Below are 22126 nucleotides of genomic sequence, written 5' to 3' on the forward strand. Positions count from 1 at the left end.
GCCGGACAGTGGTCGGGGGGACGACGCCGGCGAGCGCCATCGGCGCCCATCCGGGCACCGATGCCGTTTTGAATCCCGAACGTTCTCCCTCGGCCGTGGCGATTCTGGAAGCATGGGGCCCATGTCCCCCACGTCCCACCCGCACCACGCCGCGGCATGCCGTCTCCGACCGGTCCGATGACCGCCGCGACGATCCACGCCGGAGATCAGGTCGGGGCCGGGACGTACGTCGACATCGGCGGCGACCTGATCTGGCATTTCGTGGGTGGGGACCCGGCAGGCACACCGACGGTGCTGCTGCACGGCGCATTCGCGTCGGCATCGACGTGGGGTCCGCAGATCGCCGGGTTCATCGACGCCGGGCTGCACGTGTTCGTCCCCGAACGCAGCGGTCACGGCCACAGCCCGGATGTGGCGGGCCCCTGGGCCATCGACGCGATGGCCGCGCAGATCGTCGGCTACCTCGAGACCGTGGTGGGCCAACCCGCCAATCTCGTCGGCTGGGCCGACGGTTCGGTGCTGGCGCTGCTCATCGCGCGCGATCGCCCCGATCTGGTGTCCCGAGTGGTCATGACCTGCAACTACCTCAACGCGGAGGGTCGCGACGCGCCGGAGTTCTTCGCCGCGCTGACCGGACGGGAGGCGGGCCTCGTCGAGTTCCTGCGCGGGGCCTACGACACGGAGAGTCCGGACGGTCCCGAACATTTCGACGCGATCTACGCCAAGACCGAACAGTTCCTGCTGAACGGCCCGGATTTCGCGGTCGCCGAGTTCGCATCGGTGCAGGCGCCGGTTCTCGTCGTCGCCGCCGACCGCGGCGTCGTCCGCCTGGAACAGAGCCTGGCCCTTGCGCGCACCCTGCCGCGGGGCCGGCTGGCGGTGCTGCCGGGCACGCACATCCTGCCGGTCGAGTCGCCGGAGTTGTTCAATCCGCTCGTGTTGTCGTTCCTGATGTCGGACCCGCCGACCCAGTGGGTGCTGTGAGGGGTTGCGAGGCCACTACCCCGCACTGGTGACGAGGATCTGACGGCCGCGGTCCCACGCCTGCCGCCGGTGAGTGTCCGGGTCTTCCTCGACATGGCTGACGCGGTCGAGGACGAGCACCGGGCGGCGATCACCGTCGTAGCGCGGCCAATCGGCCCCGGGTGGCCGACCGCGGGCGAAATCGCCCCAGCGCGACTGCATTTCGTCGACCATCGCGCTCGCGGCACGCCAGTCACCGGCGGCCAGCGCGGCGAACAGCGGCATCCGGTAGGCACCGAACACCGCGAACAGTTCGGTGGCGTGGGTGGCGCCGAGGCCGACGCCGGCCAGTAGCCGGGTGTGGAAGTCGTAGCGGTAGACGTAGGTGGGTGCGACAGCGCGGTGCGCGTCGGCGAAGCCGGTGACCGGTGCCCAGAAGACCCCGTCGGCGGCCAGGCGAACCGTGTCGGCGGCGCCCCCGCTGTACTGGTTCACGATCTCGTCGCGGGCGGCCTCGTCCTCCACGCGCAGCAGCGTGCGTTGCGGGTCGGGTAGGACGTTCCAGAACTTGCGGAAGAGTTCGCCCTCGTCGCGGTTGGTGCCGATGATCAGCGGCACCGGCACCGTGTTGCCGTCGCGGGCCGCGTCCTGCGGGGCCTGCGGCAACAGCTCGCCGCCGTAGACGGGACCGAACGGGATGGGATCAGGGGTGTCGGCGTGGCGGGCGAAGCCCATCAGCCGTTGTCCGGCCCGGTGGATGTCGTCGGGTGAGGCGGCGTCGAGCAGACGGGCCGCCTCGTGCGGGTCGATCGGTTCGCGCGGGCTCGTCGCGTCGGTGTTGCGGCGGGTCGGGTCGGCGAGGATGCGCAGGAACTCGTCGGCGAACAGGGCCGCGCTCTGTTTGCCGACCACGAGGTCGGCGGCCGGGCTCTCGGCGATGGCCCGCACGAACAGATCGCGTGCGGCGGGCGCGGCGAGCAGCAACAGCACCGACGAGCCGCCGGCACTCTCCCCGAAGATCGTGACGTTGGCCGGGTCGCCACCGAAGGCCGCGATGTTGCGCTGCACCCATTGCAGCGCCGCGATGTGGTCCTTGGCGCCCGGGTTCTCGTCGAAGCGCCGCTCGGGGGTGGAGTACGCGCTGAAGTCGAGCATCCCGAACGGCCCGAACCGGTACTGGATGGTGACGACGACGACGTCCTGCGAACGCGCCAGGTGCGCGGCGTCGTAGAGCGGGGTGGCGGCGGTACCGAGGATGTAGGCACCGCCATGGATGAAGACCATGACCGGGCGGGGTGCAGTCGATTCGGTGTCGGGGGCGAAGACGTTGAGGGTGAGGCAGTCCTCGCTCATCGTCTGGAACCGGCCGAGGCCGACGGCGGTGAGCAACTTGTCCTGGACCGCGGCGTGCCCGTAGGCCTCGCAGCGCCGCACCCCCGGCCACGGATGCACCGGTTGCGGGGCGTCGAAGCGTCCGCCGCCGACCGGGGGCGCGGCATAGGGGATACCGAGCCAGCTGACGGTGCCGCGGCGGGCGCGCCGCCCCCGGACTCCCGACACGATCCCCTCGGCGGTCCTCACCCTGGTGTCCATGCGTGTACCCCGTGATCCCATGACTGACGAATCTACCGCGCGGTCGCGACGTCGCCACCTCCGCGGGATCGGTCAGACTTCACTCACGGTTTCCGGGGAAGATGTCTACCGATCCGGGAAGCGTCGCCGGTCTGCGACTACCCGACGCGGCGCTGGCGGGAGAACTCGGCGAGCACGACGCCCGCCGCCACCGAGGCGTTGAGACTCTCGACGTCGCCGGCCATCGGGATGGACAGGATCGAGTCGCAGTTCTCGCGGACCAGCCGCGAGAGTCCCTTGCCCTCGGAGCCGACGACGATGACGGTGGGCCCGCTGCCGTCATAGTCGTCGAGGGTGACGTCGCCCTCGGCGTCCAGTCCGACCAGCTGCGCGCCGGTGGCGGCCCAATCCTTGAGGGTGCGAGTGAGATTCGGGGCCTGCGCGACCGGCAGCCGGGCCGCCGCACCGGCCGAGGTGCGCCACGCGACGGCGGTGACCGATGCGCTGCGGCGCGCCGGGATGAGCACCCCGTGGCCACCGAAGGCCGCCACCGAGCGGATGACCGCACCGAGGTTGCGCGGGTCGGTGATGTTGTCGAGGGCGACGAGCAACGGTGGGGTGCCGCTGTCGAGGGCATCGCGCATCAGGTCGTCGGGGTGCGCATACCGGTATTCGGGCACCTGCAACGCGATTCCCTGGTGCATGCCGTTCGATGACAACCGGTCCAGCTCGCCCTTGCCCACCTCGAGGATCGAGATGCCGTGGTCGCCGGCCAGCTTGACCGCCTCGGCGACCCGTTCGTCGGGGTCGCTGCCGGTGACGACGTACAACGCGGTCGCCGGGACGTCGGCGCGCAGGCATTCGACGACCGGGTTGCGGCCCAGCACATATTCGGGTCCGTCGTCCTTGGCCCGCGACTTGCCGCGTCCGGTCGACGTCGTCGCGGCCTTGGCCCGCTTGTGGGCGGGATGATACGAACGGTCGACGGCCTTGGGGGTGGCGCCGCGCGCTTCGAGTCCGCGGCGACGCTGCCCACCCGAACCTACGGTCTGCCCCTTCTTGCTGCCGGACTTACGTACGGCGCCTTTGCGTTTCGAGTTTCCGGCCATTATTCCCGACCTTTCAAGCTCCATTGTGCCCCGTCCGGGGTGTCGGTGACCTCGACGCCTGCCTCGGCCAGCCGGTCGCGCACGGCATCGGCGGTCGCCCAGTCCTTCTCGGTGCGGGCCCGGGCCCGGCGGGCCAGTTCGGCACGCACCAGTACATCGAGTGCCGAGGTCACGGCCGAGTCGTCCACCGCATCGGAACGCCAATGCGGGTCAAGGGGATCGACGCCGAGGATCGCAAGCATCGCCCGCACCGACGACGCCGCTTTCAGCGCAGCCGGCCCGTCGCCACCCTCGAGTGCGGTATTGCCGTGACGCACCGTGTTGTGCACGACCGCAAGCGCCGCGGGCACCCCCAGGTCGTCGTCGAGTGCGGCGGCGAATTCCGCAGGCAGCTCCCCGACACCGACCTCGGCGACTCGCGAATGCACCCGCTCCACAAAGGATTCGACGCGGCGATAGCCGGCAGCGGCCTCGGTCAGGGCGCCCTCGGAGTACTCCAGCATCGACCGGTAGTGGGCGCTGCCGAGGTAGTAGCGCAGCTCCACCGGCCGCATCCGGGCGAGCATCGCGGGAATGGACACCACGTTACCCAGCGACTTGCTCATCTTCTCCCCACCCATGGTCACCCAGCCGTTGTGCAGCCAGTACCGGGCGAACCGGTCGCCGGCGCCATGGGCCTGCGCGATCTCGTTCTCATGGTGCGGGAAGATGAGATCCATACCGCCGCAATGGATGTCGAACTCGGCACCGAGTAGCGACGTCGCCATCGCCGAGCATTCCAGGTGCCAGCCGGGGCGGCCGGCGCCCCACGGCGTCGGCCACGACGGTTCGCCGGGTTTGGCCGCCTTCCACAGGGTGAAGTCGCGCGGATCGCGTTTACCGGTGCCCGCACTCTCACCCTGGTGGACGTCGTCGAGCTTGTGCCCGGAGAGCGCACCGTAGTCGGGCTGACTGGCCACGTCGAAGTAGACGTTCCCGTCGGAAGCGTAGGCGTGTCCGCGCTCGACGAGGCGCTCCATGTAGGTGACCATCTGGGTGATGAAGCCGGTGGCGCGCGGCTCCCCCGACGGCGCAAGCACCCCGAGTGCGTCGTAGGCCGCGGAGAACTCACGCTCGTGCGTCGCCGCCCACTCCCACCAGGGCCGGCCGGCCTCGGCGGCCTTGCGCAGGATCTTGTCCTCGATGTCGGTGATGTTGCGGACGAACAGGACGTCGTTGCCGCGGTGGAGCAGCCACCGGCGCAGGATGTCGAAGGCGATGCCGCTGCGCACGTGACCGATGTGCGGAACCCCCTGCACGGTGGCGCCGCAGAGGTAGATCGACACATGCCCATCACGAAGGGGCACGAAGTCGCGCACCTCCCGGGCGGCGGTGTCATATAGGCGCAGGGTCACGACGTGCGATTCTACCCGGCGCCACCGGGGGAATCGTCGCCGACCAACGCCGTCGCCACCGCCGCGATCCCCTCGCCCCGCCCGGTCATGCCCAGCCCGTCGGTCGTTGTCGCCGATACCGACACCGGCGCCCGCAGTGCCGCTGAGAGCACCCGTTGCGCTTCGTCACGCCGCGGCCCGATCTTGGGACGGTTACCGATCACCTGCACCGAGCCGTTGAGGACGCGCAGTCCGGCGTGGCCGACCAGATCGGCGACGTGCGCGAGCATCTGCACGCCGGACACACCCGCCCACTCGGGACGGCCGGTGCCGAACACCGACCCGACGTCGCCGAGCCCGGCCGCCGAGAGCACCGCGTCGCACAGCGCGTGCGCGCCGACGTCGCCGTCGGAATGACCTTCGCAGCCTGCGTCATCGGGAAAGTGCAGGCCGACCATCCAGCACGGCGCGCCGGGCGCGATGCGATGGGCGTCGGAGCCGATACCGACCCTCATGAACCGACCTCTCCGGAGTGCAGGACGCGGCGCAGGACCGAGAGGTCCCACGGGGTGGTGATCTTCATGGCCATCGGATGTCCGGACACCACGTGGACGGGGATACCGACCCGCTCGGCGAGTCCGGCGTCGTCGGTGGCCAGTCCGGCGTCGTCGGCGTGTGCGGCGACGAACGCCTCGCGCGTGAAGCCCTGAGGTGTCTGGATGGCACGGAGTGGTTCGCGGTCGACGGTGCGGGTCACGAGCGCGAGATCGTCACCGATCGGCTCGACGGCCTTGAGCGTGTCGGCCACGGGCAGACCGGGAACGACCGCCCGGTGGCCCGCTCTGATGGCGTCGATGACGCGGTGGAAGACGCTCGCCGGGGTGAGTGGCCGGGCGGCGTCGTGGACGAGGATGATCTGCGCGTCGCCGGCCGCGGCGAGTCCGGCGCGCACCGATTCGGAGCGATGGGCACCGCCGGCCACGACGCGGATCTGCGGTGGCAGCAGCGAGCGTGCCTCGCCGACGAGATCGGCGGGTGCGACGACGACGACGGCCGCGTCGAGTCCGGAGATCTGATCGACGCAGCGTTCGAGAATGGTTCGTCCGTGGAGTTCGACGAACGCCTTGGGCGACTGCTCACCGAGCCGTACTCCCGAGCCTGCGGCCGGAATGATGACACAGACATCCGGTCGCGGCCCGGGAGCAGCGGATTCAGGTGGTTCCGTCACAGGGTGGCGGTGACGTCTCAGGACGCCGCGGCGAGCACCTCGTCGAGAATGATGGAAGCCTTCTCGTCGTCGGTGTTCTGCGCGAGCGAGAGCTCGTCGACGAGGACGCGACGGGCGCGGGTCAGCATGCGCTTCTCACCCGCCGACAGGCCACGGTCCTGCTCGCGACGCCAGAGGTCGCGAACGATTTCGGCGACCTTGATGATGTCGCCGGAGATCAGCTTTTCCTGGTTGGCCTTGAACCGGCGGGCCCAGTTCGTGGGCTCCTCGGTGTGTGGGGCGCGGAGAACCTGGAAAACCTGGTCGAGACCCTCTTGACCCACGACGTCACGAACCCCGACGTACTCGAGCTTGGATGAGGGAATCTGGACGGTCATGTCACCGTCGGCGACTTTGAGAACCAGGTATTCGATCTGTTCGCCCTTGATGGTACGAATCACGATGTCTTCGACCAGAGCAGCACCGTGATGGGGATAGACAACGGTGTCGCCAACTTTGAAATTCAATGTTCCGTGCCCCTTTCGAGTATGGCCAGTCTAACACGGACGCCTCGGACCCCCCAGACAACGGCGCAGGTCAAGGCCATGATGGGCATCGGGGCATGCCGTTTGGGCAGGTGAGAGCGCACCGCCGTGCGGGGGTTAGGAGTCTGCGCAGCAGCGGCATTCGTGTGATGTCCGGGCGCGGCGGGAGGCCGTCACGACAGCCTCGCCGGCCACCCGTCGAGGCGGCCTGCGGGTGTGCGCGCCGACCGGCCGCGACCGGCCCGTGCGACCAATCCGGCACCCCGGCGGGATTTTGTGACCCGCGCCCACTACGCTGCGTAGTGCAGGGCTTGTCCAGTGCGTTCATGGTCCACCGGGTTCATGGTCGGCTGTGTTCATGGTCCGCTGTGTTCATGCGTTCGACTACCTGGGAGGAACGGGTGTCCGTGCCAACTCGACTTCGGCGACGACCTTCGACTGCACGACGGTTGGCGTCGGTGACCGCCATCGCGGCTGCGGGTGTCGCTATCGCCCTGGGCACCACCGGTTGTGGTGCGGGCCAGATCTCGCAGACAGCCAATCAGCTCCCGGCCGTCAACGGCGGCAGCGCGACCGCGACGTGGGACAACGTCGAGGTCCGTGATGTGCAGATCATCTACCCGGCCGATAAGGCCGCCGACGTGTTCAACAACGGCGGACCGTTCGACGTCTCCTTCACGGTCGTCAACAGCAGCGCCACGAAGACCTACAAGCTGACGAAGATCGCCGTCACCCAGCAGGGCGCACCGGCGTCGGCCGCGGTGACGATCGGCCGTCAACCGGTCCTCGCGCCCGGAACCGCGGTGCGCACCGCCAACATCCCCGCGGGCGCGAGCGGCACGAGTGAGACGACGTCGGCCGGTTCCGCCCAGAACGGTTCCACCCAGAACGGTTCCACCCAGAACGGTTCCACCCAGAACGGTTCCACCCAGAGCAGCACTGCCGAGGCGAGTGCCGGCGAGACGACGGCCGAGTCGAGCGCCTCGCCGACGACCACCACCGGCGCGACGACGCCGGGCGCCCCGGTGGTCGACGAGTCGGTGATCACCGCCTCGGTCAGCGGTGCCGGCAAGTCGGTGGCCGCCGGACTGACGACCGAGCTCACGTTCTACTTCCAGGTTCAGGACGACAACGGGACGTGGGCCGACGCCGGCACGATCAAGACCGATGCCGCAGTGGCGGCGGGCATGCTCGACCGTCCCGTCGGCGGGGGCCAGGAGGCCGAGGGCCAGGGCGGACACTGAGTCCGTAACCCGAAGAACCACAACAACAGCCGCGGGGCCGTGTCCGATATGGACGCGGCCCCGCGGGCGTTGTGCGGTCGACGGTTCCGGAAGGGTGCGGCCGAGTTTCAGCCGCGCAGGACGCGGCAGTCGTCGTGGACCGGTCGGGGGACGCCTTGACGCTGCCGATGGGCTCGAAGGCCATGTCGGGGAGGTGTTGCTGCACAGCTCAGACGATAGTGCGATGGCCGCCCGTCCGCGGGTGCGAGCGGCTAGACTCGGCCTCGTGCCCTTGCGCCCATTGGAGTGGCCGGTGTTCCGGCAGTTGCGCTCCGGCGACAGATTCGGCCGGGGTCCGGCCGTCGCGTCGCCGCGCACCCGCGGCATCGAAGCCCGGACCACAAGCGCCGACAAAGTGGTGCAGAGCGTGTGCCCGTTCTGTGCGGTCGGGTGCGGGCAGCAGGTCTACGTCAAGGACGATCGGGTCATCGCGATCGAGGGCGATCCCGACTCCCCGATCTCCCGAGGCCGGTTGTGCCCGAAGGGCGCCTCGAGCGCTCAGCTGGTCAACAATCCGGCACGGCAGACCGCCATTCGCTACCGGGCGCCCTACGCCACCGAGTGGACCGATCTCGATCTGGACACCGCGATCGACATGATCGCCGACCGCTTCCTCGAGTCGCGCCGACGCACCTGGCAAGACGTCGACTCGCAGGGCCGGACGTTGCGGCGCACGATGGGCATCGCGTCGCTGGGCGGGGCGACCCTGGACAACGAAGAGAACTATCTGATCAAGAAGCTCTTCACCGCCGCCGGCGCGATCCAGATCGAGAACCAAGCGCGTATATGACACTCCTCCACGGTTCCCAGTCTGGGAACCTCGTTCGGACGCGGCGGCGCGACGCAATCACTTCAGGACATGGCCAACGCCGATTGCATTGTGCTCATGGGCGGCAATATGGCCGAAGCACACCCGGTGGGCTTCCAATGGGTCCTCGAGGCGCGCGCCCGTGGTGCGCGGGTCATCCACGTCGATCCGCGTTTCACCCGGACCTCGGCGAATGCGGACAGGCACATCGCGATCCGCGCCGGCTCCGACGTCGTCCTGCTCGGTGCGCTGATCAATTACGTGCTCACCCATGAGCGGTACTTCCGTGAGTACGTCGTCGCCTACACCAACGCCGCGACGCTGGTCAACGACGACTACCGCGACACCGAGGATCTCGGCGGGCTGTTCTCCGGATTCGATCCGGAGTCCGGGCAGTACGACCCGGCGACGTGGGCCTATGACGACACGACCGGCGGCACGATCGCCGCACCGGCCGGCCACGAACACGGTGCGTCGGCCTCGGCGCGCGCCGCCGGAGACGAACTCGGTTCGGGCGGACCACCACTGGAGCACGCGAAGGTCGTGCGCGACGAGACACTGACCCATCCGCGGTCGGTGTTCCAGATCCTCAAACGCCATTTCGCCCGCTACACACCGGAGATGGTGCGCGACATGTGCGGTATCACCGTCGAGGACTTCACGTATCTGGCCGAGGCGATCGCCGAGAACTCCGGGCGCGAACGCACCACCTGTTTCGGGTATGCGACCGGGTGGACCCAGCACACCCTCGGGGTGCAGTTCATCCGCACCGCGGCGATCCTGCAGCTGTTGACCGGCAACGTCGGCCGGCCCGGCAGCGGAATCATGGCGTTGCGCGGGCACGCCAGCATCCAGGGCTCCACCGACATCCCGACCTTGTTCAACCTGCTGCCCGGTTATCTGCCGATGCCGTCGGTCGGTCGGCATGACACGCTCGCCGATTACCTTGCGGCAGTGGGTTCCCCGAAGCAGAAGGGTTTCTGGGCCTACTCCGACGCGTACACGGTCAGTTTACTCAAGGCGTGGTTCGGCGACGCCGCGACCGCCGAGAACGACTGGGCCTACGACTATCTGCCGCGACTGTCCGGGCCGGCGGGCACCTATCAGACGACCGTCGACATGCTCGCCGACAAGGTCGAGGGCTACTTCGTGCTCGGCCAGAATCCAGCGGTCGGCTCGGCCAACGGCCGTCAGCAGCGGATGGCGATGTCGCACCTGAAGTGGATGGTGGTCCGCGACCTCAACATGATCGAGTCGGCGACGTGGTGGAAGGACGGGCCCGAGATCACCTCGGGTGAACTGCGCACCACCGACATCGCCACCGAGGTGTTCTTCATGCCGGCGGCCACCCATGTCGAGAAGGCCGGATCGTTCACGCAGACACAGCGAATGGTGCAGTGGCGCCATCAGGCGGTACAGCCGCCGGGGCAGGCGCAGAGCGAACTGGACTTCTTCTACGAACTCGGCCGACGCATCCGTGAGCGCCTCGCCGACTCCACCGACGAACGCGACCGGCCGCTGCTCGACCTGACGTGGGACTACCCGCTCGACGAGCACGGCAACCCCGAACCGGAGTCGGTGCTCTCGGAGATCAACGGGTACTTCACCTCCGGTCCCGACGCTGGCACCAACCTGACGTCGTACACGCAGATGAAGGCCGATGGGTCGACCGCAAGCGGATGCTGGATCTACACCGGGGTGTACGCGCACGCGACCAATCAGGCCGCCCGGCGCGTCCCGCAGGGCGGCGACTCGGTGAGTCAGCACGAGTGGGGTTGGGTATGGCCGGCCGACCGGCGCATCCTCTACAACCGGGCCTCCGCCGACCCCGACGGCAAACCGTGGAGCGAGCGCAAACGCTACATCTGGTGGGATGCACAGGCGCGCAAGTGGATCGGCGACGACGTACCCGACTTCCCCGTCGACAAAGCGCCCGACGCACGGCCTGATCCCGATCGCGGCGGTGCCGAGGGATTGGCCGGTGACGACCCGTTCATCATGCAATCCGACGGCAAGGGCTGGCTCTTCGCACCCACGGGACTCGTCGACGGTCCACTGCCCGCGCATTACGAGCCGCATGAGTCGCCGGTGGCCAACGCGCTGTACCCACAGCAGCAGGCGCCGGCGCGGATAACCTTCCCGCGCACCGACAATCTGGGCGCACCGAGCGCCGGCGCCCACGGCGCCGACGTATATCCGTACGTGTTCACCACCTATCGGCTGACCGAACACCACACGGCCGGCGGCATGAGCCGATGGTCATCGGTCCTTGCGGAATTGCAGCCGGAGCTGTTCTGCGAGGTGTCACCGGAATTGGCCACCGCCCGCGGCCTCGTCAACGAGGGCTGGGCGACGATCATCTCGCCGCGCGCCGCGATCGAGACGCGAGTACTGGTGACCGAGCGGATGACTCCGCTGCGCATCAACGGCCGCGAGGTACACCAGGTCGGGCTGCCCTACCACTGGGGCCAGGGCAACGATGCCATCGTCACCGGTGACGCGGTGAACGACCTGCTCGGCGTCGCACTCGATCCCAATGTGCAGATCCAGGAATCCAAGGTGGCCTCCTGTGACGTGGTCGCCGGCCGCCGGCCGCACGGTCAGGAACTGCTCGATCTGGTGGAGCGGTATCGGCAACGCGCCGGAATCACCGTCGAGACCGACAACCGCCACCTCACCGACACCGAGCGCGAGACCATCTATCCCGCACCTGCACAAGAGGATTCCGACGGCGGCCACCACCGTCAGGAAGACCACCACATGGGCGACGACAACCGGGGCGAACAGACAAGGAGATCCGAATAATGGGACAACTGTCCGGCCCGACCGACCCGAGGGCCGACGCGCATTGGGGCCGGCACGAACGGCCACGCAAGGGATTCTTCACCGACACGTCGATCTGCATCGGCTGCAAGGCATGTGAGGTCGCCTGCAAGGAGTGGAACGACAACCCGCGCGACGGCGACCTCGAGCTCACCGGCATGTCCTACGACAACACCGTCGCGCTCGGCGCGAGCACCTGGCGCCACGTCGCCTTCATCGAGCAGAACCGCGAACAGATCGCGGCCGCACGCGAATCCGGGCGCGCGCTGACCGATCTGGGCATGCCGTCGTTGCCGTCGGCGGATGTGGCGGCGGGGCCGGTCGACGTCACGCCGCCCGACACCCCGGAGTTCCGCTGGCTGATGTCCTCGGACGTCTGCAAACACTGCACGCATGCCGGATGTCTGGACGTATGCCCGACGGGGGCCTTGTTCCGCACCGAGTTCGGCACCGTGGTGGTGCAGCACGACGTGTGCAACGGTTGCGGAACATGTGTTGCCGGTTGCCCGTTCGGCGTCGTCGAGCGCCGCTCCGACGGCACCGTCGAACCCACCACCAGGCAGGGCCAGCGCAAGGGTGAACAACCTCCGGTGCCCAAACGCGGTGTGGCACAGAAGTGCACGCTGTGTTATGACCGCCTTCTCGACGACGAGACCCCCGCCTGCGCCAAGACCTGCCCGACGACGTCGATCAAGTTCGGCGACCACGACGACCTCGTCGAGACCGCGCACGAGCGGATCGCGCAACTGCATGCGCAGGGCATGACCGAGGCGCGGCTCTACGGCGCCAACACCGAGGACGGGGTCGGCGGAACCGGGTCGATGTTCCTGCTGCTCGACGAGCCCGAGGTCTACGGACTGCCACCCGACCCGCGGGTGTGTACCGCCGACCTGCCGAGCATGTATCGCCGCGCCGGCGTGGCCGCAGTGGGAATGCTTGCCGCCGCTGCCGTTTCGTTTCTCTCCGGCCGCGGGCGGTGAGCACGCGATGACCTCGGAATACGATTCGCTGCGGCCACCGGAGCCGCGACGGCGTGGCCGTCTCCGCGAACGGGTGGCCCGACGCCGCCACGGGGCCGGCGCCACCGACGGCGACCGCGAAATGTCGATGGTGCCCGACGTCGAGTTCGAAAAGCTCACCGGCGACGGCTATTACGGGCATCCGGTGGTCAAGCCGCCACCGTGGGGTGACGAGATCGCGCTGTATCTGTTTCTCGGCGGCGTCGGCGGCGGGTCGGGCGTACTGGCCGCCGGAGCTCAGCTCACCGGCCGGGAGACATTGCGCCGCAACGCCCGCCTCGGCGGACTGGCCGCGGTCGGGGCGGGCGCGGTGGCACTGGTCGCCGACCTGGGCCGGCCGGACCGGTTCTACAACATGCTGCGCACGTTCAAGGTGACCTCGCCGATGAGTGTCGGGTCGTGGATTCTCACCGTCTTCTCCGGTGGGATCGGCGTGGCCGCGGCCGCCGAGGTGGACCGGATGACGCGGCACCGGCTGCCGCTGGGTCCGCTCCGGCTGGTGCTTCGGTACGGCGAAGCACCCGCCGGACTGGTCGGCGGTGTCTTCGGTCCCCTGCTGGCCGTGTACACCGCGGCCCTGCTCGGCGACACCGCCACCCCGACCTGGAATGCGATGCACCGCGACCTGCCGTTCGTCTTCGTCAGCTCGGCGAGCCTGGCCGCGAGCGGGCTGGCGATGGTGACGACACCGGTGGATCAGGCCGGCCCCGCCCGGGTATTCGCTGCCGTCGGCGTCGTCGGCGATGTCGCGGCGACCCGCATCATGGAGCGCGGGATGGATTCGGTTGTCGCCGAACCGCTTCACCAGGGTGCGCCCGGGAAGGCGATGCGCTGGGCCGAGCGGCTCGCAGTTGCCGGCGGCATCGGCACACTGCTCTCCGGACGGTCACGTGCGGTGTCGGTGGCGTCCGGACTGACGCTGCTCGCGGCGTCGGCGTGCACCCGCTACGGGATCTTGCATGCCGGGATCGAGTCGGCGAAGGACCCGCGCTACACGATCGTCCCGCAGAAGCGCCGCCTCGCCGCCCGTCGCGCGGCGGGGATCACCGACGACTCGATCACCACCGGATACTGATCGGCGCCAACCTGCGCGCACCGGGTCAGCGGATGTGAATGCCTGCACCGCTGACGGTTTCGCCGATCACCGGATAGCCGGGCACCTCCCCGATCAGCAGTAGTCCGCCCGAGGTCTGCGCGTCGGCGAGGAACAACAGGTCGTCGTCGGTGATGGTGGCGGCGGTGTCGAGATGCGGGCGCACCCAGTCGAGGTTGCGGCGGGTGCCCCCGGAGACGTACCCGGCATGCAGCGCGTCGAGTGCGCCGTCGACCGCGGGTACCGCCGACCGGTCGATCACTGCGCCCACCCCGGAGGCGCGGACGAGTTTGTGCAGGTGCCCGAGCAGCCCGAATCCGGTGACGTCGGTGCCGGAGCGGATGCCGGCGGCCAGCGCTGCCTGCGCCGCCTCGCGATTGAGGGTCGTCATCACCTCGACGGCGGCGTCGAAGACCTCGCCGGTCTGCTTGTGCCGGTTGTTGAGGAGACCGACACCGATGGGTTTGGTGAGGGTGATCGGCAGTCCGGCCACGGCGGCATCGTTGCGGATCAGCCGTGCGGGGTCGGCGATCCCGGTGACCGCCATGCCATATTTGGGTTCCGGGTCGTCGATGCTGTGGCCGCCGATGACCGGACAGCCGGCGCGGGCCGCGACGTCGAGCCCACCCCGCAGCACCTCGGTCATCAATTCCATCGGCAGTCTCTCCCGCGGCCAACCGACGAGATTGATCGCGACCACCGGCGTTCCGCCCATCGCGTAGATGTCGGACAACGCGTTCGCCGCGGCGATCGCGCCCCAGGTGAATGCGTCGTCGACGACCGGGGTGAAGAAATCGGCCGTGGCGAGCACCGCCAGGTCGTCGCGGACGCGCACCGCGGCGGCATCGTCCCCGTCGTCGAGGCCGACCAGGATGTCGTCGCCGACCTGCCCGGTCAGCCCGGCCACCGCGGCCTCGAGCTCGCCCGGCGGAATCTTGCAGGCACACCCACCGCCATGTGCGAATCCGGTCAGTCGCACGGCCCCGATGTCGTCCACAGTGCTCATGGCCGGATCGTACTCCCGGCGGATCGGCCGGCGAAGGATCGGGCAGCCGCGCGGATGGCGTCAGCGGAAGGCGAGGATCTCCTCGCCCCAGGTGGTGTGCAGGTGATCGTCGAGCCCGGTGACCACGCGCTCACGTGCACCGATCACCAGTGATCGGCGCTCGGAGCGGGTGAAGGCAGGCCAAGACGGCATCGCCAGCTCGGGGTCGGAAGCGGCATCGGGACCGCAGTCTGCGTCGGGAACACCTTCTCGCACAAAGGCTCCCCACCGTCCGAGCATCCGTCGAGCAACCTTTTCCCCGGTCTTGCGGCCGCCCAGTTTGTAGGTGATGTCCTTGCGGCCGGTGGTGAGATTGCCCCACGTGTAGGCGAGTTCGGTGCCGTGGGTGGCGCCGAGCCGCAGCGCCCGGAACATCGGTGGCGCCCAATCGAATCGGTACAGATGCACCGGAGCAAGGGCGGCGTGGGCGTCGGCCAGCCACAGAGTGGGCATTCGGAAGACCAGGTCGCGGGCGATCCCGAGGCCGGCGGCCTTGGCATTGCGCGGATAGGCAGCGAGGACGGTGCGCTCGTCGGGCAGGCCGAGATCGGGCTGTTCGGCGCGCAACCGCCCGAACATCTCCCGAATCCGTTCGACGTCGATCGGCATCAGTGGCGACTTCATGTATTTGAACAGCGCCGACTCGTCACGATTGCTGCCGATGAGCAGCGGCACCGGATGCGAGTCCCCGGACCGGTAGACGTCGAGCGGGTGACGCGCCACGAGGTCACCGTCCACGGTCACGGTGAATGCCAGTACTCCCGGGTTGTCTTGCGGGACATCGGCAAAGACTGCCATCCCGGCGTCGACGAACTGTTGGGACGCCGCCGCACGCAGATCGCCGGGGATGGCCGCGTCGAGCCGCTCGGCGACCATGGTCAGCCGCTCGGTGGCCACCACCGCGGTCGCCGGTGAACTCTGGGCAATGGCCTGATGGAACAGCCCACGCGCGGCGGGCGTGGTGAGCAGGGTGGTGACGATGCCCCTTCCGGCCGACTCACCGGCCAGGGTCACCCGTGCCGGATCGCCCCCGAACCCGGAGATGTTGTCGCGCACCCACGTCAGGGCGGCGAGCACATCCGAGAGTGCGGCGTTGGTCTCGGCGCCGTCGATCACCGACCCCAGGTCGGCGAACCCGAAGGCGCCGATCCGGTAGTTGATCGTCACCACCACGACACCACTCTCGAGCGCCATCCGCCGCCCGTCGTAGAGCGGCTGACTCCCCGACCCGAACACGTAGGCACCCCCGTGCACCCACACGATCACCGGGCGCGGCCCGTCGGTACGCGCGGACGGAGCCCACACGTTGAGGAACAGGCAGTCCTCGTCCATGACCACCTGCGAGCCGAGCCCGATCGCGGGATTGCGTGCCTGCGGGCACACCGCACCGAAGTGGTCGGCGTCGACGATCCCGGTATGTGCGGTAACCGGACGCGCACGGCGCCAACGGTTCTCACCTATCGGCGGTGCCGCGTACCGCATCCCCTTCCAGACGCCGAGGGACCCGTCGTGCACGCCGCGGTAGGGGCCGGAGGTGGTCTCGACGACCGGCGACGAGCCGGTGACCGATCCGGGACGGCCCGGTGAGCTGCTCATCAGGACTCCCGTTCGATCGGGCAGGACATACAGCGTGGGCCGCCGCGACCCCGCCCGAGTTCCGAACCCGACAGGCCGATGACCTGGATACCGTTGTCGCCCAGGTATTTGTTGGTGGTGACGTTGCGTTCGTACCCGATCACGACGCCCGGCGAGACGGTCAGGAAGTTGTTTCCGTCGTCCCACTGCGCGCGCGCCGCCTCGAGGCGGTCGATGGGCGCCTTGAGCACCCGCAGCCGTTCGATCCCGAGCGCCTGCGCGACCACGGCGAACAGATCGGCGTTCTCGTGCACCGTGAAATGACCGTCGGATCCGCGCGGGGTGAGCGTGTAGGACCGCAGGGTATCGGGCAGGTAGGGGTAGACGCTGAAGGCGTCGCGGTCGATCTGGGTCATCGCGGTGTCGAGATGCATGAACGCCCGCTCCCTCGGCAGTTCGACGACGATGACGGCATCGATGGCCCCCGCCGCGAACAGCCTTTCGGCGAGCACCTCGATACCCTGCGGCGCGGTGCGTTCACCCATCCCGATCATCACCGTCCGGTTGCCGATGACAAGGATGTCGCCGCCCTCGATGGTGGCCGGGGTGTGTTGCATCGGGTCGTTGCCGTTGTAGAACGCGAACTGCTCACCGGCGAACATCGGGTGAAAGTTGTAGATCAGGCGCGAGTTGATGGTCTCGCGCCGCCGCGCCGGTCTGGCCATCGGATTGAGGTTGACCCCGGCATAGATCCATGCCGAATTGTCGCGCTGGAACAGGTGATTGGGCAGCGGCGCGAGCAAGAAGTCATCGTCGCCGAGACTGTCGAGCACCAGGCTCGAGACTCCCCTCAGATACGGCGCGGCCTCACGTTTGAGAACTCCGCCGATGAGCAGCTCGGCGAGCTGGGGGGGCGCGCGCTCGTCGAGCAGCGCCCGCAGCGGGCCGTCGAGTTCGGTGCCGAATTGGGTTTCGGTGATCAGCTCGGCCTTCAGCTCGTCACGGGCCCCGTCCGCGGCGAGCGCCGTCGCGAGCAGGTCCTGATAGAGGTGCACCGTCACCCCGAGATCACGCAAGATCTGCTGGAACTGCTCGTGCTCCTCCTGCGCCTTCTCCGCCCACATCACGTCGTCGAAGAGCAGGCTCTCGACGTTGGCCGGCGTGAGGCGCAGCAACTCGATGCCGGGGCGATGCACGATGACCTGCGCGAGCCGGCCCACCTCGGAGTCGACATGAAACGGCATAGGGAAAACTCTAATCGCGCGCACAGACCGGCGCGGCACGATAGACATCAGACGACGATCGACATCACCCAAGCCCCATGTCAGGCGCGCCGGACGGGCTCGTTCCCGGAGCCCCCTGTCAGGATTGAACTGACGACCGCTCGCTTACAAGGCGAGTGCTCTACCACTGAGCTAAGGAGGCATTGCTTGCGCGAGTATATCCGCCGCGCCGCCCGTCGCCTCATCGGCACCAGCCAGGCCACCATCGACACGATCGAACCCGGGAGCATCATGGTGGCGCCCCGGCGCCCGATCGACCGATTCGACGTCGGGGCCATCACCGAGGTGCTCGACCTGGCCACGAAGATCGGTGCGGTGCTGCTCGATTCGGGCACCGGTGCCATCGACACCAGTACCCAGATCCAGTTCGTCGCAGGCATCTACGGCCTCGAGGACGTCGATGTCGACGTCACCTACAACACCATCGTCGTCAGCGCGCGGCGCGGCGCGACCCTACCGCCGATCACCACGATGGAGACGGTCCACTACCGGTCGATGGACTTCACGCGGCTCGCGGACGTCGACAAGCTCATCCGCCGCATCCGCGATTCGGCGATCACCCCGGCCACCGCACACCGCATGGTCGACGCGATCATCGCGGCCCCACACCCCTACCCGTACAAGGTCGCCACCCTGGCGTGGGCACTGATGGCCGCCGGGATCAGCGTGCTGCTCGGCGGCGGCCCGCTGGTGGCCTTACTCGCGTTCGTGACCACCGGCGTCACCGTCACGATCAACCGGCTGCTCAACCGCATCGGCACCCCCGGCTTCTTCCAGCAGGTGAGCGGCGGCTTCATCGCGGTGGTGCCGGCCGCACTGGTCTTCGAGGCCGGTGAGAAGGTCGGCATCGAGATCATGCCCTCACAGGTCATCGCGGCCGGGATCGTGGTGCTGCTGTCTGGGCTGTCACTGGTCGGGTCGGTGCAGGACGCGATCACCGGCGCCCCCATCACCGGCGTGGCCCGCTTCTTCGAGTTGCTGCTCATGACCGGCGGGATCATCGCCGGGGTCGGTATGGCACTGCGCATGCTCAGTTCCTTCGGTATCTACCTGCCTGCCATCACCACCTCGACGGAGTTCGCGGCGGTCGACGTGCCCGTGCGGGTGGCTGCGGGTGCGATCGCCGCACTGGCGTTCGCGCTGGCCAGTTACGCCGAACGCCGCGCGCTGCCGGTCGCCTTCGTCTCCGGCGTCATCGGTGTCGGGGTGGCCGCGGGCTCCTCGTTCATCCCGGTCGGCGACATCATCGGCTCCGGCCTGGCCGCGGTCTGCGTCGGCATGCTCGGCGGTCTGCTGGCCCGTCGAGCGCTCACCCCGCCGCTGGTGGTGGCCGTCGCAGGCATCACCCCGCTGCTGCCCGGTCTGGCCGTCTACCGCGGCCTGTACGGCATCCTCAACAACCAGACCCTCGACGGACTCACCTGGGCCGGTAGCGCCCTCGGTGTGGGCTGCGCGCTCGCCGCCGGCGTCACACTGGGCGAATTCATCGCCCGCACCCTGCGCCGCCCGCGAATCGTCCGCCCCGAGTGGGCCCAGCGCCGGCGACTGCTCCGACGACGCCACAACCAGTGGTGAGCACAGGCGCCACAGGGTTTGCGGCCCCACGAGACCGGGTACCATCGGAGTTCACCCACACCACACAGTCGCTCACGTCAGGCAACCGGTGTGGCACCCACGACATCCGACGACCGCGTCACCCCACACCCGGGGGCGCCGACCGAGGGGACATGATGGCAGCAACCAAGACCACCGACATCGCCGACGAAGAGTTGGAGCCGGTAGCCGACGAGACCGCCAGCTCTGCGCGCCGCGTCGTCGCCGCATACGCAACCGATGCCGACGAGTGCCGGATGCTGTTGGCCATGCTGGGGATCGCACCGGGCGAGAACGCCTGAGTCGTGACCTCGGACAGTCGAGCGGTACCTGAGTCCCAGTCCACTGAGCAGAAAGATCCCGCTCGCTCCGCTCCCGGCGCCGAGCCCAACCGGCCCGCTCGCTCCGCTCCCGGCGCCGCGGATAGCCGGCCCGCTCGCTCCGCTCCCGGCGCCGAATCTGAGCGGCCCGCTCGCTCCGCTCCCGGCGCCGAGCCCAACCGGCCCGCTCGCTCCGCTCCCGGCGCCGAATTCGTCGTGGTGGCCAACCGCCTCCCCGTCGACAAAACCGTCGGCCCCGACGGCGAGACCACCTGGAAACGCAGCCCCGGCGGTCTGGTCACCGCACTCGAACCGATCCTGCGTTCACACACCGGCGCCTGGGTCGGCTGGTCGGGCATCGCCGACTCCGACGAGAATCCCGAGGTCGAAGGAATCGGCATCCAGGCGGTGCCGCTGTCGACCGAGGAGATCGCCGAGTACTACGAGGGATTCTCCAACGCCACCCTGTGGCCGCTCTACCACGACGTCATCGTCAAGCCCGAATACAACCGCGACTGGTGGGACACCTACGTCGAGGTGAACCGGCGCTTCGCCGAGGCCGCGTCGAAGGCCGCCGCACCGGGTGCGGTCGTCTGGGTGCAGGACTACCAGCTGCAGCTCGTCCCCAAGATGCTTCGAATGCTGCGCCCCGACCTGAAAATCGGCTTCTTCCTGCACATCCCGTTCCCGCCGATCGAACTGTTCATGCAGTTGCCGTGGCGCACCGAGATCGTCGAAGGACTACTGGGCGCCGACCTCATCGGCTTCCACCTCCCCGGCGGCGCCCAGAACTTCCTGTACCTGGCGCGCCGGCTGGCCGGGCAGGCAATCAGCAAGGGCACCATCGGCATACGCTCCCGATTCGGGGTGGTGCAGGTCGGATTCCGCACCGTGCGCGTCGGCGCGTTCCCCATCTCGATCGATTCCGGTGACCTCGACACCAAGGCCCGCTCCAAGGAGATCCGCAAACGCGCCACCGAGATCCGCAAAGAACTCGGCAACCCGAAGAAGATCATCCTCGGCGTCGACCGCCTCGACTACACCAAAGGCATCGACGTGCGGCTCCGCGCACTTCTGGAACTGTTGGACGAGAAGCGAATCGACGCCGAGGACACCGTCATGGTGCAGCTGGCGACACCGAGCCGCGAACGCGTCGACAGTTACATCCGGATGCGGGCGGGCATCGAGCAGTTGGTGGGCAACATCAACGGCACCTATGCCCGCGTCGGCCAGCCGATGGTGCAGTACCTGCACCGGCCGGTCCCGCGCGATGACCTGATCGCGTTCTTCGTCGCCGCCGACGTCATGCTCGTCACCCCGCTGCGAGACGGGATGAATCTGGTCGCCAAGGAATATGTGGCCTGCCGCAGCGACCTCGGCGGCGCCTTGGTGCTCAGCGAATTCACTGGTGCCGCAGCCGAATTGCGGTCCGCCTACCAGGCCAACCCGTACGATCTGGACGGCGTCAAGGACGCCATCATGGCGGCCATCGATCAGTCCCCCGAGGACGGGCGCCGACGGATGCGCGCCCTGCGCAGGCAGGTCCTGACCCACGATGTCAGCAAGTGGGCGGCCAGCTTCCTCGGAACCCTGGCGGAGACCACGGAGACCGAAGCCGCAGGAAACCGCGGCGTGGAACTGACCAGTGGCGACGAGGCCACCCCCACCCGCTCACCCGACCCGTCGAGGTCATGAGCACCGAGGGTATCCCCGCCGGGCTGGCCCAGGCATTGCGGCGGGCGAGCGCCGTCGGGCGGCTACTGGTGGCGTCGGATTACGACGGATGCATCGCGCCGATCGTGTCCCGCCCACAGGACGCCGTTCCGCTGCCCGCATCCATCGAGGCGTTGCGCGCCGCGGCCCGACTCGAGAGCACCACGGTGGCGGTGGTGAGCGGCCGGGCGGTGTCGGACCTGGCGCAACGTTCGGGCCTCGGCGCGGATTCGATCACCCTCGTCGGCAGCCACGGCAGCGAGTTCGACACCGGCTTCGCGCAGCCGATCACCCCCGAACAGCAGCAGCTCCTCGCTCGGATCATCGACGAATTCGGCTCCATCGCAGCAGACTTCGACGGGGTGACGGTGGAGACCAAGCCGATCAGCACCACCTTGCACGTGCGCAACGCATCCCCCGCCGACGCCGCCGCCGCGCTGACCCGCGCCCGGGGCGGCCCGGCCACCTGGGACGGTGTGGAAGCCACCGAGGGCAAGGCGGTCATCGAGCTCGCCGTCATCAAGACCAGCAAAGGGCTCGCCCTGGATCTGCTGCGCGAACGCTCCGGTGCCGACGTGGTGATCTACCTCGGCGACGACGTCACCGACGAGAAGGCGTTCGCGCACCTGCGCCACGATCACGACATCAGCATCAAGGTCGGGGCAGGCGACACCGCCGCCCAGTACCGCATCGGCGACCCGGACGACGTCGCCGATGTACTCGAATTCGTTGCCGGAGAGCGCAAAGCGTCCGTCGACTGAACCGTCCTCGGCGGATGTGGGCCGGGCGCGGGGCCGGCAGC

18 protein-coding genes and 1 tRNA gene are annotated in these 22126 nt (G+C 68.7%); 9 read left to right on the top strand and 10 right to left on the bottom strand.

Features of this window, described 5'->3' with window-relative positions; genetic code table 11:
- The first annotated feature begins 156 nt into the window (after window positions 1-156).
- Entirely contained in the window at window positions 157-984 is an 828-nt protein-coding gene (locus ACPXB3_RS13025; RefSeq protein ID WP_425705220.1) for an alpha/beta fold hydrolase, read from the top strand.
- A 15-nt stretch (window positions 985-999) separates the two neighbouring features.
- Here the strand turns inward: ACPXB3_RS13025 and ACPXB3_RS13030 are convergent, their stop codons facing one another.
- The 6 genes from ACPXB3_RS13030 to ACPXB3_RS13055 all read right to left on the bottom strand — a co-directional run bounded on the left by ACPXB3_RS13030 (window position 1000) and on the right by ACPXB3_RS13055 (window position 6751).
- Window positions 1000-2577: a carboxylesterase/lipase family protein gene (locus ACPXB3_RS13030; RefSeq protein WP_425727829.1), complete on the bottom strand. Its 1578-nt coding sequence runs from the start codon at window positions 2575-2577 to the stop codon at window positions 1000-1002.
- A 116-nt stretch (window positions 2578-2693) separates the two neighbouring features.
- Window positions 2694-3644 (bottom strand): 23S rRNA (guanosine(2251)-2'-O)-methyltransferase RlmB, encoded by a 951-nt coding sequence (gene rlmB / locus ACPXB3_RS13035; protein WP_425705218.1) that lies wholly within the window; start codon window positions 3642-3644, stop codon window positions 2694-2696.
- A complete protein-coding gene (cysS, locus tag ACPXB3_RS13040; protein WP_425705217.1) occupies window positions 3644-5038 on the bottom strand; it encodes a cysteine--tRNA ligase in 1395 nt (464 codons plus the stop codon). Before cysS ends, rlmB begins: the two co-directional genes overlap by 1 nt.
- Before the next feature lie 11 nt (window positions 5039-5049).
- Window positions 5050-5532 (bottom strand): 2-C-methyl-D-erythritol 2,4-cyclodiphosphate synthase, encoded by a 483-nt coding sequence (ispF, locus tag ACPXB3_RS13045; RefSeq protein WP_425705216.1) that lies wholly within the window; start codon window positions 5530-5532, stop codon window positions 5050-5052.
- Window positions 5529-6245 carry a 2-C-methyl-D-erythritol 4-phosphate cytidylyltransferase gene (gene ispD / locus ACPXB3_RS13050; RefSeq protein WP_425727830.1) on the bottom strand — a complete coding sequence of 239 codons (717 nt, stop codon included), beginning with the start codon at window positions 6243-6245 and terminating at the stop codon, window positions 5529-5531. The genes ispF and ispD overlap by 4 nt, the downstream gene beginning before the upstream one ends.
- 17 nt (window positions 6246-6262) lie before the next feature.
- Window positions 6263-6751, bottom strand: coding sequence for a CarD family transcriptional regulator (locus ACPXB3_RS13055; protein WP_425705214.1), 489 nt, complete (start codon window positions 6749-6751; stop codon window positions 6263-6265).
- A gap of 476 nt (window positions 6752-7227) precedes the next feature.
- Here ACPXB3_RS13055 and ACPXB3_RS13060 point away from each other — a divergent pair, with 476 nt between their 5' ends.
- The 4 genes from ACPXB3_RS13060 to nrfD all read left to right on the top strand — a co-directional run bounded on the left by ACPXB3_RS13060 (window position 7228) and on the right by nrfD (window position 13777).
- Window positions 7228-8013, top strand: coding sequence for a hypothetical protein (locus ACPXB3_RS13060; protein WP_425727831.1), 786 nt, complete (start codon window positions 7228-7230; stop codon window positions 8011-8013).
- A 223-nt stretch (window positions 8014-8236) separates the two neighbouring features.
- Window positions 8237-11665, top strand: a complete 3429-nt coding sequence (gene fdh / locus ACPXB3_RS13065; RefSeq protein WP_425705212.1) for a formate dehydrogenase — start codon at window positions 8237-8239, stop codon at window positions 11663-11665.
- Window positions 11665-12663, top strand: coding sequence for a 4Fe-4S dicluster domain-containing protein (locus tag ACPXB3_RS13070; RefSeq protein WP_425727832.1), 999 nt, complete (start codon window positions 11665-11667; stop codon window positions 12661-12663). The genes fdh and ACPXB3_RS13070 overlap by 1 nt, the downstream gene beginning before the upstream one ends.
- Window positions 12664-12670: 7 nt before the next feature.
- Window positions 12671-13777 (top strand): NrfD/PsrC family molybdoenzyme membrane anchor subunit, encoded by a 1107-nt coding sequence (gene nrfD, locus ACPXB3_RS13075; protein ID WP_425705210.1) that lies wholly within the window; start codon window positions 12671-12673, stop codon window positions 13775-13777.
- A 25-nt stretch (window positions 13778-13802) separates the two neighbouring features.
- On the opposite strand, the gene selD is transcribed toward nrfD, so the two are convergent.
- The 4 genes from selD to ACPXB3_RS13095 all read right to left on the bottom strand — a co-directional run bounded on the left by selD (window position 13803) and on the right by ACPXB3_RS13095 (window position 17840).
- Window positions 13803-14801: a selenide, water dikinase SelD gene (gene selD, locus ACPXB3_RS13080; RefSeq protein ID WP_425705209.1), complete on the bottom strand. Its 999-nt coding sequence runs from the start codon at window positions 14799-14801 to the stop codon at window positions 13803-13805.
- A gap of 60 nt (window positions 14802-14861) precedes the next feature.
- Window positions 14862-16436 carry a carboxylesterase/lipase family protein gene (locus ACPXB3_RS13085; protein ID WP_425727833.1) on the bottom strand — a complete coding sequence of 525 codons (1575 nt, stop codon included), beginning with the start codon at window positions 16434-16436 and terminating at the stop codon, window positions 14862-14864.
- Window positions 16436-17659, bottom strand: coding sequence for an arginine deiminase (locus ACPXB3_RS13090; protein ID WP_425727834.1), 1224 nt, complete (start codon window positions 17657-17659; stop codon window positions 16436-16438). Before ACPXB3_RS13090 ends, ACPXB3_RS13085 begins: the two co-directional genes overlap by 1 nt.
- 109 nt (window positions 17660-17768) lie before the next feature.
- Window positions 17769-17840, bottom strand: a tRNA-Thr gene (locus ACPXB3_RS13095).
- A gap of 5 nt (window positions 17841-17845) precedes the next feature.
- On the opposite strand from ACPXB3_RS13095, the gene ACPXB3_RS13100 reads away from it, so the two are divergent.
- From ACPXB3_RS13100 to otsB, 4 genes are all read left to right on the top strand, one after another.
- Window positions 17846-19273, top strand: a complete 1428-nt coding sequence (locus tag ACPXB3_RS13100) for a threonine/serine ThrE exporter family protein (protein ID WP_425727835.1) — start codon at window positions 17846-17848, stop codon at window positions 19271-19273.
- A gap of 155 nt (window positions 19274-19428) precedes the next feature.
- Window positions 19429-19593, top strand: coding sequence for a hypothetical protein (locus ACPXB3_RS13105; RefSeq protein ID WP_425705205.1), 165 nt, complete (start codon window positions 19429-19431; stop codon window positions 19591-19593).
- A gap of 234 nt (window positions 19594-19827) precedes the next feature.
- Window positions 19828-21306 (top strand): alpha,alpha-trehalose-phosphate synthase (UDP-forming), encoded by a 1479-nt coding sequence (locus ACPXB3_RS13110; RefSeq protein WP_425705204.1) that lies wholly within the window; start codon window positions 19828-19830, stop codon window positions 21304-21306.
- Window positions 21303-22085, top strand: coding sequence for a trehalose-phosphatase (gene otsB / locus ACPXB3_RS13115; RefSeq protein ID WP_425705203.1), 783 nt, complete (start codon window positions 21303-21305; stop codon window positions 22083-22085). Before ACPXB3_RS13110 ends, otsB begins: the two co-directional genes overlap by 4 nt.
- Window positions 22086-22126: the final 41 nt, after the last annotated feature.

Source organism: Gordonia sp. DT219 (assembly GCF_049847065.1).
Classification (GTDB): Bacteria; Actinomycetota; Actinomycetes; order Mycobacteriales; family Mycobacteriaceae; genus Gordonia.